Consider the following 13,845-nt stretch of genomic DNA (forward strand, 5'->3'; position numbering starts at 1 on the left):
GAGGCAGCGGACGCAAAAAAATTAAGGGGCGCAATTTTGATGCGCCCCTTGGAAATTTCCGTCGCTCTGAGCGCCGCTTGGTTAGCCCGCGAAGCTTTTTCTCAGGTCGTCGAACAGCGCAACTTGTTCCTTGATCAATTCGCGCTTCTCGTCGCGGCGAACGAAGATCTTGAACATCGCTTCGCCGGCGCCGTTGAAGAATTGAACCGACCGCGACTCCCGCCCCATGAAGGGACGCGAAACAAAGACGATGTGCGTGCAGTTCTCTGCTTTGATATGGCCGCCGATGGGGCTGTCGCCATGCAGATTGAAATATCCGCGGCCGATCGTACCGGGCGGGATCGGGCCTTCGCATTCGAGCACGATGTCGGGCGTGTGAACGATGAAGACCACCGGTCCCCACGCTGTAAGGGCAGTCAATATCGTCTCAAACGCGCTGCCGGGAATAATGGCCCGGTGCGGATCAGGAAGCGCTTCGACAGCCTCAAACGTGCTGACGCCGTATTCGCGGGCGATCTGCTCGAGGATACCATCCGCATTCTTTGCCAGACGCTCGCGGAGCGGCAGGCGTTCGCCTGCCTCAGATGTCAGTGTTTCGCTCATGCTGCTCACTCGGCCGCCGCTGCAAACACCGACTTCGAGCCGTCGGAGCGAACTTCCTGGATCGCTTCGAAGCCTTCAAACTCGGGATGGCCGAGATAAAGCTTCTTCGTCGTTCCGGCGCTGGAATGCGACTTGCGGAACGATTCAGATTTCGTCCACGCATCGAAATCTGCGAATGAACGCCACACCGTGTGCGATGAATAAAGAAGATGATCCTCGCGCTCGGGTCCGCGAAGCAAGTGAAACGATACGAAACCGGGTTCCTTGTGCAGGTGCACTTCCCGAGCGATCCACAGCTGCTCGAAATCTCTTCCGAGGCCGGGCTCGACTTTGAAGCGGTTCATCGCGATGTACATTTAGTGCACCTTTCTTTTGAGAAAAACGGCGAACCGGAAGCTGGGATTTCCGGTCCGCCGGCCATCTCGGAGCTGCGAGACGGATGTCATCGTGCTCTAAGACGCATTTTGAATTCTTGTTGTTTGCAGTGCGTTACCGCGGCGGCACGCTACTATTGTGTCCGCAAAAAGTCAACATTATCGTCACGCTGCGCCTATCCGGTATTCCATGTGCGTCGGCAGCATTTGGCCAATGTTGAGAAGATTGCCGTCATCGTCGATAAAGTGGAATTCCCGCATACCCCAAGGCTTGTCCGAAACTTCCGATAGCCGCTTGGACGGGCCGTTTTTGAATGCGGAATGCCATTCGTCGACGTCGTTGACGCGAATGTAAGCGGAGACGCAATGCGGTTCGGGAACGACCGCAACGGAAGATATGTGCAGCTCGACAGCGCGTCGGCGCAGTATCAGATAGTTATGCGCGGGGTGCACGACGACGAACCCTTTGCTGTCATAGATTTCGGCGGAGCGTTCGATATTGGTTGAAAGTAGGACGGGTATCGCCAATGGCACCGCAACGCCGTTGGCAGTCAGTTCATCAGGTAACGTCATCATTCTGCAGCCGCTCCCATGGTCGCTTCGCGCGTGATGGCCGAAGGCAAGATCAATCGCCCGCCATCTTTGGACGAAACCACCCGCAATCGACACCCGAACGTGTGGCTGAGCAGATCCTCATTCAAGAGATCGTCGGGTTTACCTTTTCCGGCGATCCTGCCTGCGGCCATCAGTACGATTTCATCAGCAAATGCTGCGGCAAGATTGAGATCGTGAATGACGAGCATGACTGCGCGTCCCATTTCGGCCTGCGCTTTGATTAGGGCGAGCACATCGCATTGATGTTTGAGATCGAGGCTCGCAGTTGGTTCATCGAGCAAGATTGCGGCCGCTCCCGCCTGCGAACGCGGAGCGGTGGCCAATTGGCATAGGGCTCTAGCAATATGGACGCGCTGGCGCTCGCCGCCGGAAAGCTCATTGAGCATCCGCGTTTCGAATTCTGCCAAGCCGACGGCCTCTAGTGCGTCGCGTGCAGCGTTCGCCGCAGCGGAATCGCGAATGCCAAATCCCGGCACCGTCGCGCCCAGCATGACGACTTCGAGAACTGTGAACGGAAATGAAAGTGTCGTCGATTGCGCGACGACCGATCGCCGTGCCGCAAGTCGGGCGACCGGCACTTTCCGGAGATCGGTGTCGTCGAGGAAGACCGCGCCCTCGCTCGGCTTGAGCTCGCCCGCCATGACGCGCAGAAGTGTAGATTTTCCGGCGCCATTCGGGCCGATCACGGCGGTGAGCCGGCCGGGCGTGATCGCCAACGACACGTTGTCGATGAGCCGCTTCGAACCCGCCACCGCCGAGACGCTTCGCGCTTCAAGCATCGCCTATTCTCCCCCGCCGATGCCGCGCCTCAGCACGAGATGAAGAAACACGGGTGCGCCGACGAGCGCGAGCACGATGCCGATGGGCAGCTCTGCGGGCCGTAACACCATGCGCGCGATAATGTCGGCGACGATGACGAGTGTCGCACCGAGGATGGCGCTTCCCGGAAGAACGACACGATGATCGGGGCCGGAAAGCAGCCGCATGACGTGGGGTGCAACGAGACCGACAAAGCCGATCACGCCGGCAACAGCGACGGCTGCTCCAACGGCCGCGGCCGTGGTCGCAATGGTGATCCGCTTTGTCCGCTCGGTATCGATGCCGAGGTGCATCGCTTCCGACTCTCCGAGGAGAAATCCGTTGAGCCCGCGCACGAGGTGCGGCACGGCCAGACAGATGGCGGCAGCAAAGGGAAGGACGGCAAAAACTTTCTGCCAGCTAGCGCCGGAAAGGCTGCCCATCGACCAGAGCGTCAGATCCCGCAAATCCCGGTCATCGCTCGCGTATGCAAGAAATCCGCCGAGCGAACCAGCCAACGCGCCGAGAGCGATGCCGGCAAGCAGCAATGTGCCAACTGCGAGCCGTCCTCGGCGCGCAGCGATGGCGACAAGCGTGACCGTCGTGACAAGGCCGCCGAAGAACGCGGCGATAGGCAATGCGTAAATTCCGAGAGGCGCGATCAAGGGAGCTGCGATCCCGTGACCGAGCACGATCGTTGCAATCGCAGCAAGCGCCGCGCCCGAAGAAACGCCGATGAGGCCCGGGTCTGCGAGCGGATTGCGGAATAGGCCTTGCATCATCGCGCCCGACGTAGCGAGGGCCGCACCGACGAAAGCAGCGAGCAGTGTTCGTGGCAGTCTGAGATCGATCAGAACCAGCCTGTCTCGCTCAGCGCTGGAATCGGCGGCATAGCCGGCAGCCGCCGCAAGCGCGCGGGGCAGTGACTGCAGCGAAACGCCGGTCGGCCCGATAGCGAGCGACAAGATTGCCGAAAGGAGCAGCAGCCCGGTGAGCAGAAGGAAAACCTTGGCTCGCGCAGGCCTCACCGCGCCGGCGACTTTAGCGAACCTGGCATCGATGGCTGTCACGGCGTTGCAGCGGTCTGGCCCGGCTCGGGATAGAGAGCCTTCATCAAGTCATGCGCGGCTGAAGGGGCGCGCGGTCCGAAGCCGAGAAGATAAAGGCTGTCCATTTCGATGAGACTATTGGTCTTTGCAGCCGGTGTCTGGCTGAGACCCGGCAACTCCAGCGCCGTGCTGGCGCCGTGGCGATCGCCACTGCCGCGGCTCATCACGACAACCGCGTCGGGAGAAAACTCCGCCAACTGCTCATCGCTCACCGGTTTGTAGCCGTTGACTCCGACCGCTGCATTGTCGGCGCCGGCAAGCTGCAAGACGGCGTCAGCGCCCGTGCCCACGCCACCGACCGTCGCGCGGCCGTTTTGAACGGCGAGAACGAACAGTACCTTCTTGCGATCTTTGTTCTGCTTGCGATCGCTTTCGAGAGACGCAAAATCGGCCTCGATTTTCGACGCAAGCGTCTGGGCTTCGCTGGCGGCGCCGACAACTTCGCCGATACGGCGAACCTTTTCGGGCACGCTCTCTGCCGTCTGCTTTTCGGCGATATCGACGTATTGGACGCCGCTGCCCTTGATGGCTTTGACGACCTCGGGCGGCCCAGCTTGCTCGGATGCGATAATGAGCGTGGGGTTCATGGAAAGCACGCCCTCTGCAGAGAGCGCGCGCAAGTATCCAACCGACTTTTTGTCGGCGAGGGCACTCGCTGGAAACTGGCTCGTCGTATCGACCGCGACGATCTTTTGCTCCTGCCCAAGCGCGTAAAGGATCTCTGTCACGTCGCCACCGAGAGACAGAATCCGTACCGCGCCCGTATCGGCCGCGACAGCACGGGAGCGATCAAAGCCGAGTTCGGTCAGTAACCCAGCCAGCGTGAGAGCCGCGCCAGCAATTGCAAATCGTCGTGTTGCCACGCCCATATCGTGCGTCCCTGGTTGTGTCTTACTTGGTTAGGATCAGCTTGCCCGTTGCGGTAATGCGCAGGCGATACTCTTGCCCTCGGTGCAAGAGAGTTGCTTCGCGATTACCTTTGAGCAATTCGTCGACCCGATATCGGACGCCGTTCTCGATCGGGCCATCGGTGTTTGGCAATTCGGTCATCGAAATAGGGCTTTGCCCCGCTTGGCGCAGTACGGATGCTGCGACCTCTTTTTTCTGAGGCATTCGCTCGATCAAGGATGAGGGGCTGGGAGCGGACATATCTTTCAATAGCCGCTCTAGTGAAGATAATGGGCCGGCGCGGTCTTCTTTTCCGACGTGCGGCTATCGCCACGAACGTCCACGTCGGAAGCAATGTGCTGCGACTGCATGGAGGCGAGCGCGCGAGCGGCGAACTGTGTGCGCGCCGGTGCCTGCGGATCCTCTACCAGCAGCTTCAATCCACGGTCCAATGCGATCTCGTTGCCGGAGCGCGCAGCTTTCAAAAGCCCCGACACCGCAAGCTCGTCGGGCGATACATGCTGGCAGCCGATGCTGAGATAGGAAAAGCCGACTTTGCGTTCGAATCGGAGCGCTCTGAGGAGTGCCGTTACACGAGCGACAAGAAGAGGGCCTTCAGCGGGGCCGAGCTTTGCCTCGGCCTCTTTCATCGCGATCTCCCACGGCTGCGCCGCGCCTGTGGTGTACACTTCGCAAAGGCAGCGGAAGATATCGAGCGTAACGTTCTCGATCGGCAGAAATTCGAGTTCGGCGCGCAGGGGAAATCCGAGTGCGTGGCCCGCACAGGTATCCTCGCCGTCGGTCTTGCCGTCGTTTGGCTTCGGAGATTTGTTCCGCATTTATCGCTCATCCCCTTCATCGTCAGAAAGGTTGGAGAGCATGCGATCGAATGCCGAGACATGGCCGGTCGCTAAATCCCAAATCATTCCCGCGGAGGCGGCGAACAGCGATGCGGCTAGGACTGCGCCGGAATTATCGCGCACGTCCAATCGCTCACCGTTAAGGTGCGATTGTTTCATGGTTTTCTACCCAAAATATCGAGGTTCAAGGCCCCGCAAATGGCGAATGAAGCCATTAAGCGAAAGTATACTACGAGAGTCAAGTTTAAACTTTGGAGGTCTCGGTAGCAGCCGGCTGCTGAGTGCGCTCGTGGATGACGCGATGCACGAATGCGAGTTTGTCGTAAGCCGCGCCGGGAATTACGAACGGATAAAAATCATCATGACCCATGCTGCGGCTCAGGCTGTTCATGGCGATCGTCAGCGGTATCCATCGCGCCATCAGCGCGCCGAACGTCACGCTCGAATAGATATCGTCGCGCAGGTCGAGATGAACGCCATGGCCTTCCATGCCTTCGGCCGCAGCGGTGTCGAGGGCATCGACCATGTGCAGATAGTGCGCCCAAGTTTCCGCCCAGTCTTCCCACGGGTGCGCGCTAGCATAGGCGGAAACGTGCCGCTCCTGCCAATCGGGCGCGGGGCCTGAACTGTGATGGCGCGTAAGCGTAGCGTCATAGTCTTCGCGCTCGTCGCCGAAGAGCGCGCGAAACTCGTCGAGCCGATCGCGCTCTTCAACGAGAACCATCCAGTAGTAGTGCCCGCTTTCATGGCGCAGATGGCCGAGTAGCGAACGGTAGGGTTCATCGAACCGCTGCCGTTGCCGTTCCCGTTGCACGGAGTCGGCTTCGCTGACGTCGATGGTAACGACGCCATCGAGATGGCCGGTCAGCGAGTTCCGCACGAAATCGAATGTCAGCGGGCCCTTCGCCGAAGCTGAGCCATCGAAAGGCAGTCCAAATCGCAGAAGCGAATAAACGAGGCGCTTCTTGGCATGTTCGAGCGCGCGCCACGCGCCGAGACCGCCACGTTCCGAAAGGTTAGGGATAAGGCGGTTGAGGTCGCATGCCTTGCAGAAGACGTTGCTCTCGGACTCAGGCGTCAGCCAGTTGCAAACGCCGAACTCCGCATTCGCGCAATATCGAAGCGGAACATCTGTCGGAGCGCTGCTCTGCTTGCGGAAGATGGGGGTCTCGAGCGCAACCTCACTGTCACCACTTTCCGCGATCGCAACGATGGCCATTTCCCCGGTATCGAAACCGAGCGTGCTGCCGCATTTCACGCACTTCACGCTCTCGAAATACACGGTGTTTCCGCAGTGCGAGCAGGCGAAATTCTTCATGCCGCGTACCAAACGCCCCGGTGCCCGTAGGCAAACGCGCAAATGGCCCCGAACGGGGGGTGCCGGAAATCGCTGACCGCTCCTTGTCGGCTCATTGGGCCTTGCCGATAAAACACGTCGATGCCCTTATAAATCGCACTGGGGTCCAAATTTTTCAGCACCCTGCTCAAACGTGATGCAGAATTGGCGGCTGCGAACTTTTTAGGCTAACCCGCGCTTGTACCATAACTTTCGGCCCGGTAACGCAGGTAAGACTATTTCGTTGCCTGGGGCCCTCCCGAAGGCCCGGCACCGCGATCAGATAAAACAGGGATGATGCTGCTTCATGGTCCTTCACGTCGCGCTGACCCATCAAACGAGTTACCGCTACGACCGACGGGTAAGTATGGCGCCACAGGTGATCAGGCTTCGCCCCGCCCCGCATTGCCGGACACCCATTCTGAGCTACTCGCTCACCATCACGCCGAAATCGCACTTCCTGAACTGGCAGCAGGACCCGTTCGGCAACTTCCTTGCCCGTGTCGTCATCCCAGAAGAGACGACGGAATTCTCCGTCACCGTCGATCTCGTCGCCGACATGGCGGTGATCAATCCGTTCGACTTCTTCATCGAAGAGAAAGCCCAGGCTTGGCCGTTCGTTTACGATGACGTCGTCAAGAAAGAACTCGCGCCCTACCTCGTTGCGGCGCCTCTCGGACCAAACCTCGAGCGCTATCTCAAGAAGATCGTTCCCAAATCGCAGACGACGATCGACTTCATCTGCGATCTCAATCGCATGGTGCAGGGCGATGTCAGCTATCTCATCCGCATGGAGCCCGGCGTTCAAACGCCCGAAGAAACGCTCGCGAACGGTTCCGGATCTTGCCGCGACAGCGCGTGGCTTCTGACGCAGATCCTGCGCAACGTCGGCCTCGCGGCGCGTTTCGTATCGGGCTACCTCATTCAGTTGAAGCCGGATGTGAAACCTCACGACGGTCCTGCCGGGGCCGACACGGACTTCACCGATCTCCACGCCTGGACGGAGGTCTATATTCCGGGTGCCGGATGGGTCGGCCTCGACGCGACATCCGGTCTATTGGCCGGCGAAGGCCACATTCCGCTCGCCGCAACGCCTCATCCCGTCAGCGCCGCGCCCATCAGCGGCAGCCACACGAAGGCGGAAGTCTCATTCGACTTCAAGATGGCAGTCACACGCATTCGCGAGACGCCGCGCGTAACGAAACCCTATGACGACGAAACGTGGAAGACCATCGTCGCGACCGGCAACGCGATCGACGATCGGCTCGTCAAGGGCGACGTGCGGCTCAGCATGGGTGGCGAACCGACCTTTGTCGCCGCCGACGATATGGAAGCCGCCGAATGGAACACGGCAGCCGTCGGACCGACCAAGCGCCGCTACGCCGATGAATTGATCCGCCGGCTGCAACGCCGCTTCGCGCCGGGCGGACTGCTCCACTACGGCCAGGGCAAATGGTATCCGGGCGAACAGCTACCGCGCTGGGCGTTCGCTCTTTACTGGCGTGGCGATGGCCTGCCGCTCTGGGAAAACCAGGACTTGATCGTCAGCGAGAGCGTCGCGCGCCCCGCGATGATCGAAGACGCCGACAATCTGGTGCGCGGCCTGTGTGCGAAGCTCGGCCTTCCGGTCGATAGCGCCATCCCGGCCTATGAAGATCCGGCGCACTTCCTGCTCGTCGAGCGCAACCTGCCGATCAATGTCACGACCGAAGCCAATAGGCTGGACGACCCCGCCGAGCGCGAACGGATCGCGCGCGTTTTCGATCGCGGACTGGGCCAAGTCGCGAGTTACGTTCTTCCGATACAAGCTTGGCAGACAGCGGACCGCGGCCGTCGATGGGTCACCGAGCGCTGGGCGCTCCGGCGGGAGCATCTTTTCCTCGTGCCGGGTGATTCTCCCGCCGGCTTCCGCCTTCCGTTGCAATCGTTCCCCGTGCTTGAGCCAACCGAGCAATCGAACGTCATCCCGCGCGATCCGATGAGCCAATCCCGGGCGCTGCCCGAGCGCTCCGTCCTGCTGCAGGAACGCCGCGTCGTGACGCTAGAAGCCGCCAAGCCGAACACACCCATCGAGATCACGCCGGACATCGCAGGCTCCGTCAGAACCGCGTTGACGGTTGAGCCGCGCGGCAACGCCATTTGCGTGTTCATGCCGCCGCTGACAGATGCCGAAGACTATGCGGCCCTCGTTGCGGCGATTGAGGAAGCGGCGAAAGAGACCGGCGTTCCGGTTCAGGTCGAAGGCTATAATCCGCCGTCGGATGCGCGCCTCAACGTGATCAAGGTTACGCCCGATCCCGGCGTCATCGAAGTCAACATTCATCCCTCGGCGAGTTGGGAGACCACAGTCGCGATAACGACCGCGCTCTATGAGGAGGCGCACGACACGCGCCTTTCCGCCGAAAAGTTCATGCTCGATGGTCGTCATACCGGAACCGGCGGCGGCAACCACATCGTCCTCGGCGGCATGGAACCGGCAGACAGTCCCTTCCTGCGCCGTCCGGATCTATTGGCGTCCGTCATTGCCTATTGGCAAAATCATCCCTCACTTTCCTATTTCTTCTCCGGCATGTTCATTGGACCAACGAGCCAAGCGCCGCGCGCCGACGAGGGCCGCCACGAAGCGCTCTACGAACTCGAAATCGCTCTTTCGCAAGTGCCGGATCGAGGAGTTGGGCACATCCCGCCGTGGCTCGTCGACCGGCTCTTCCGCAACCTGCTGATCGATGTCTCGGGCAACACGCATCGTGCCGAGATCTGCATCGATAAGCTCTATTCTCCGGACAGCGCGACGGGCAGGTTGGGGCTTGTCGAGTTCCGCTCGTTCGAAATGCCGCCGCACGCCCGCATGAGTCTTGCGCAGCAACTGCTGTTGCGCGCCCTGATCGTGATGTTCTGGGAAAAGCCATATCGCCAGAAGCTGGTGCGCTGGGGCACAGCGCTGCACGATCGATTTATGCTGCCGCATTACCTTTGGTCCGACTTTGCGACGATCATTGCCGACCTCAAGGCGGCAAACCTGCCGGTAGAGCTCGAATGGTTCCGTCCGCACTTTGAATTCCGCTTCCCGCTTTACGGCACCGTGTCGGCATCGAACCTCACGCTCGAATTGCGTCAGGCGCTCGAGCCCTGGCATGTGCTCGGCGAAGAGAGCGTTGCGGGGGGCACCGCGCGCTACGTTGATTCTTCGCTCGAGCGTGTCGAAGCAAAGGTCAAAGGTCAGACGGGCGATCGCTTCGTCGTTACATGCAACGGGCGTCCGCTACCGTTGGCGCCCACCGGAAACTGGGGCGAAGCCGTCGCGGGCGTCCGCTATCGCGCTTGGTGGCCCCCGTCCGCTTTGCATCCGACGATCGGCGCGCACGTGCCGCTGACGTTCGATATTGTCGATACGTGGAGCGGGCGGTCGATTGCCGGCTGTCGCTATCACGTCGCACATCCGGGCGGACGCAGCTACGATGTGTTCCCGATCAACGGCTACGAAGCCGAAGGCCGCCGCCTAGCGCGTTTCGACGCGGAAGGCCACACGGCCGGACCAATGTCGGTCAAGCCCGAGAGCGTTAACCCGGATTATCCATGCACGCTGGACCTCCGCCGCTTTCCGGGCTGAAAGACAAGCAGTGTGTAGTCGCCTCTTGCATTCTCCCGTCGCTTGCGGACCGCGCCTCGTCGCACGATAGTGCCTTGATCGATTTGGGGGAGGACGTCGCGGCGTGGACCAGTCGGAATGACGACAGCAGCGGCAATGAATGAACAGCCGGTTTCCGATCTCTTGAACGCCTACCGGCGCAAGGAGATAACGGGATTCGATGAGCTGCTGGATCCGTCGGGAACGGTTCGCGCGCATTGGCGACGGCTGCTCGAAGGATTGGCCGAGCTGCCCGAAACCGAACGGCAAGCGCGATATGGCCGTCTCGCGTCTCGCGTCCGTGAAACGGGTATCGCCTACGATATCTTCGCCGATCCACACACCACGCCGCAACGCTGGACGCTCGACCTCTTGCCCGTCGTCATTTCTGCAAGCGAATGGCAAGACTTGGAATCGGCGCTCATTCAACGTGCGAGGCTCTTCGATGCGCTGTTGAATGATGTCTATGGCGAGCAGAAGCTTCTGCGCGAAGGACGGGTGCCTGCCGAGCTGATCTTTTCCGACGCCGCTTATCTCGCACCGGCTAATGGCATCTTGCCGAATGCCGGCGGCCTGATGTTTTACGCCGCCGACATCGCCCGCGGCGAAGACGGCAAATGGCATATCATCGACAATCACACCGAGACGCTGGCGGGCATCGGCTTTGCTTTGGCAAACCGCGTCGTGCACACGCACGTCGCCGGTGATCTCTTCAAAGACTGCAACGCGCGCCGCTTGGCGCCCTATTTTCAGAAACTGCAGTCGACGCTGACGCTCCACAGCGGCCGCGAAAATGCGCGTATCGCGCTGATGACTCCGGGCCCGCATCACGAAGACTATTTCTCGCACGCCTATCTCGCGCGCTACCTCGGCTACTTGCTCATTGAAGGCCACGATCTCAAGACGCGAAACGAGCAGGTCTATCTGAAGACGCTCGAAGGTTTGAGAGAGATCGACCTCCTCGTGCGCTGCATCGATGGCAAATCGAGCGATCCGCTCGAACTCGACCCGACGGGCTTTATCGGCCCCTCCGGCCTGCTCCGCGTCTGCCGCAAGTCGCCGCGCATTGTCGTCAACGCCATAGGAACGGCGCTCGCGCAAAACCGCGGCCTCGGACCTTATTTGCCGGAACTCGCTCGTCACGTTCTGGGAGAGGATCTCGAACTCGCGGATGCACCGCGCCGCTGGCTTGGCGATCCCGACGCGCGCCGCGAGCTTTTCGCGCGGCCCGACAAGTTCATCATCCGCAAGGCGCAGGAGGGCACAGGGCGGCCGGGCCAGGCCGCGCTCGGCTGGGAAGCCCGCGGACTTTCCGCGCCCGAACGCGAGAAAATGAAGCGCGAGATCGAGCTTCATGGAGCAACGTTGGTCGCCGAGGAAAAGGTGGGGTTCAGTTCTGCACCGATCCTCGGTCGCGACGGGTTCGTGCCAAAGCCCTTTGCCGTCCGCCTCTTCGTTTGCAGAACGGAGAGCGGTTATCAGGTCATGCCGGGAGGGCTCGCGATGAGCATCGATCCTGACCGCGCCGTGGCGCTCAGCGCTCCGGACGGCCGCACGCGCGACGTCTGGGTCCTGTCGGAAAGCGAACTCGCGCCGCACGTCAGCCTTTGGCGGCCGACGCTGGCAACGACGCGCATCGAACGTTCAAAGCGCGTCATCCAGAGTCGCGTCGCCGATGATCTGTTCTGGCTTGGCCGCTACAGCGAGCGCGCCGATTGGACGATGCGGGTGCTTCGCGGCGCCCTTCGGCGGATCCAGGAAGATGGCGCGCCTGATACCGGCCGCCGCGCGGCGCGCAAATGCCTCGAAGTTCTTCTCGGCAGGGATCTAGGTCTCGTCACCGGCAGCCGGGAGACGCCGCCCGATGCCGAAATCGAGCGGCTGTGTGAACGTCTCATCACGAGCGGCATCGGCTCGCGCACTCTCGAGCGCACGCTCGATGGGCTCTATCGCGTTGCCCATCTCGTACGTGATCGTCTGTCGCTCGAAGCTTGGCAGACGCTGAGCAAATTCCGCTCCGGTAACCGTTGGAGAGAGGCGCTGAACTCGGCGCAACCGCTCGAAGTCCTCGATGTGTTGGACGAGGGGCTCGCCGCCATCGCCGCCTTCAACGGCTTCATGCACGAGAACATGACGCGGAACTCGGGCTGGGCATTCCTCGACATGGGCCGGCGCATCGAACGAGCGCAGAATCTCAGCGAGGCAATTCTCACGCTGTTCATTCCGTTGCCTGATCCGGAAGAGACGCAGAGCAGCTTGTTGCTCTTGCTCGAACTCGCCGACAGCTTCATCACGTATCGCTCGCGCTACAGGCTCGACCCGATGCTGGCGCTGGTGCTCGACCTTCTTCTGCTCGACGAAGCAAACCCGCGAAGCCTTGCCTATCAGCTCTCGGCAATAGCCCGGCATCTCGAAGGACTTCCCGATACGCACCAGGGCCCGGGGCTGCCGGAAGATCGCCGGCTCATCCTCGCGCTGCTGACGTCGATCCGCAGGGCCGACGTCGAAGCGATGGCGAAGGAAGAAAGCGGCGCGATGCTCGAACGGCTTCTGCTGGATCAGCTGGAAATGCTGCCCGAGCTTTCCAACGAAATAACGCGGCACTACTTCAACGTCATGGACGAAGCGCCCCATCGGACTCACACGAGGGTAGAACCCTCGCTATGATCTTCGATATTACGCATAAAACTCATTACCGCTATCGCTCGATGGTCGTGCAGTCTCTGCATATCGCGCACATGACGCCGCGCTCGCTGCCGGGGCAGATCGTCCGCCATCACAGCCTGACTGTCGAGCCGGTGCCGACGTCGCGGCAGGACGGGATAGACGCCTTCGGAAACATCGACATCATTCTCGATATGGAGTCGCAGCACAAAGAGCTTGTGCTGCTGGCGCGGAGCACGGTCGAGAAGCGAACGCCGCCGCCCGTTGATCTCTCGTCGACGACGCCGTGGGATCATCTCGATGATTGCCTGCTGAAAGCTGGCGGCGAGCGCGATGTCCACGTTCTGATGTACCGCTGCGCCTCGCGGATCACGCTGCCGACGCTCGAGTTCGCCGACTATGCCGCGCCGTCGTTCGCGCCGGGACGGCCAGTCCTCGATGCGGCGATGGATTTCGTCATGCGGATGTATAACGATTTCACATTTGATCCGCACGCAACCGATGTCTCGACCCCGTTGACGCAAGTCTTCCAGACGAAACGCGGCGTCTGCCAGGATTTCGCGCACGCTGCCTTGGCGTGCTTTCGTGCGCTTCGTATTCCCGCCCGCTACGTCAGCGGCTATCTCCACACGAGGCCACCGCCGGGACGTCCGAAGCTGCAAGGCGCGGACGCGACGCACGCGTGGATTTCGGTCTGGTCGCCGGAATACGGCTGGGTGGATTTCGATCCGACCAATGGCATCATGGTTCGTGACGAACACGTGACGGTCGCTTACGGCCGCGACTACGATGACGTGAGCCCGATCAGCGGCGTGCTGCGCGGCGGAGGCGAGCATTCCGTCAGCGTCGGCGTCGACGTCAATATGATCGCGGGCGCGCCAGCTGACGCGCTAAGCGGTCGCTAAACGTCACGGATAGTTACCTTTTTGTGCCCTCTTGAAGGAGCCGTACACCGCTCGCATTTGTTCTG

General features: G+C 61.0%; 13 protein-coding genes. 3 read left to right on the forward strand and 10 right to left on the reverse strand.

What is annotated here, in order from left to right:
- Nucleotides 1-81: 81 nt before the first annotated feature.
- The 10 genes from hutX to AC1DK3_RS16530 all read right to left on the reverse strand — a co-directional run bounded on the left by hutX (nucleotide 82) and on the right by AC1DK3_RS16530 (nucleotide 6,529).
- Nucleotides 82-603, reverse strand: coding sequence for a heme utilization cystosolic carrier protein HutX (gene hutX / locus AC1DK3_RS16485; RefSeq protein ID WP_477193332.1), 522 nt, complete (start codon nucleotides 601-603; stop codon nucleotides 82-84).
- A 5-nt stretch (nucleotides 604-608) separates the two neighbouring features.
- Complete coding sequence (hmuQ, locus tag AC1DK3_RS16490) at nucleotides 609-959, reverse strand: heme-degrading protein HmuQ (protein WP_477193333.1); 351 nt, start codon at nucleotides 957-959, stop codon at nucleotides 609-611.
- Nucleotides 960-1,142: 183 nt separating this feature from the next.
- The gene (locus tag AC1DK3_RS16495; RefSeq protein WP_477193334.1) at nucleotides 1,143-1,553 is read right to left on the reverse strand and encodes a bleomycin resistance protein; all 411 of its coding nucleotides are present in this window, start codon (nucleotides 1,551-1,553) and stop codon (nucleotides 1,143-1,145) included.
- Complete coding sequence (locus AC1DK3_RS16500; protein ID WP_477193335.1) at nucleotides 1,550-2,371, reverse strand: heme ABC transporter ATP-binding protein; 822 nt, start codon at nucleotides 2,369-2,371, stop codon at nucleotides 1,550-1,552. The genes AC1DK3_RS16495 and AC1DK3_RS16500 overlap by 4 nt, the downstream gene beginning before the upstream one ends.
- Nucleotides 2,372-2,374: 3 nt before the next feature.
- Nucleotides 2,375-3,460 (reverse strand): FecCD family ABC transporter permease, encoded by a 1,086-nt coding sequence (locus tag AC1DK3_RS16505; protein ID WP_477193336.1) that lies wholly within the window; start codon nucleotides 3,458-3,460, stop codon nucleotides 2,375-2,377.
- Entirely contained in the window at nucleotides 3,457-4,368 is a 912-nt protein-coding gene (locus tag AC1DK3_RS16510) for a heme/hemin ABC transporter substrate-binding protein (protein ID WP_477193337.1), read from the reverse strand. Before AC1DK3_RS16510 ends, AC1DK3_RS16505 begins: the two co-directional genes overlap by 4 nt.
- Nucleotides 4,369-4,390: 22 nt before the next feature.
- A complete protein-coding gene (hemP, locus tag AC1DK3_RS16515; protein ID WP_477193338.1) occupies nucleotides 4,391-4,612 on the reverse strand; it encodes a hemin uptake protein HemP in 222 nt (73 codons plus the stop codon).
- A gap of 53 nt (nucleotides 4,613-4,665) precedes the next feature.
- On the reverse strand, nucleotides 4,666-5,226 hold the full coding sequence (locus tag AC1DK3_RS16520; protein WP_477193339.1) for a hypothetical protein: 561 nt from the start codon (nucleotides 5,224-5,226) through the stop codon (nucleotides 4,666-4,668).
- Nucleotides 5,227-5,406: a hypothetical protein gene (locus AC1DK3_RS16525; RefSeq protein WP_477193340.1), complete on the reverse strand. Its 180-nt coding sequence runs from the start codon at nucleotides 5,404-5,406 to the stop codon at nucleotides 5,227-5,229.
- 85 nt (nucleotides 5,407-5,491) lie between these two features.
- On the reverse strand, nucleotides 5,492-6,529 hold the full coding sequence (locus tag AC1DK3_RS16530) for a zinc-binding metallopeptidase family protein (RefSeq protein WP_477193341.1): 1,038 nt from the start codon (nucleotides 6,527-6,529) through the stop codon (nucleotides 5,492-5,494).
- Between the two features lie 361 nt (nucleotides 6,530-6,890).
- On the opposite strand from AC1DK3_RS16530, the gene AC1DK3_RS16535 reads away from it, so the two are divergent.
- The 3 genes from AC1DK3_RS16535 (at nucleotide 6,891) to AC1DK3_RS16545 (ending at nucleotide 13,780) form a co-directional block, all read left to right on the forward strand.
- A complete protein-coding gene (locus AC1DK3_RS16535) occupies nucleotides 6,891-10,193 on the forward strand; it encodes a transglutaminase family protein (protein ID WP_477193342.1) in 3,303 nt (1,100 codons plus the stop codon).
- A gap of 117 nt (nucleotides 10,194-10,310) precedes the next feature.
- Nucleotides 10,311-12,878: a circularly permuted type 2 ATP-grasp protein gene (locus AC1DK3_RS16540; RefSeq protein ID WP_477193343.1), complete on the forward strand. Its 2,568-nt coding sequence runs from the start codon at nucleotides 10,311-10,313 to the stop codon at nucleotides 12,876-12,878.
- Nucleotides 12,875-13,780, forward strand: coding sequence for a transglutaminase family protein (locus AC1DK3_RS16545; protein ID WP_477193344.1), 906 nt, complete (start codon nucleotides 12,875-12,877; stop codon nucleotides 13,778-13,780). The genes AC1DK3_RS16540 and AC1DK3_RS16545 overlap by 4 nt, the downstream gene beginning before the upstream one ends.
- Nucleotides 13,781-13,845: the final 65 nt, after the last annotated feature.

Source organism: Hyphomicrobium sp. 01T421, from assembly GCF_056398805.1.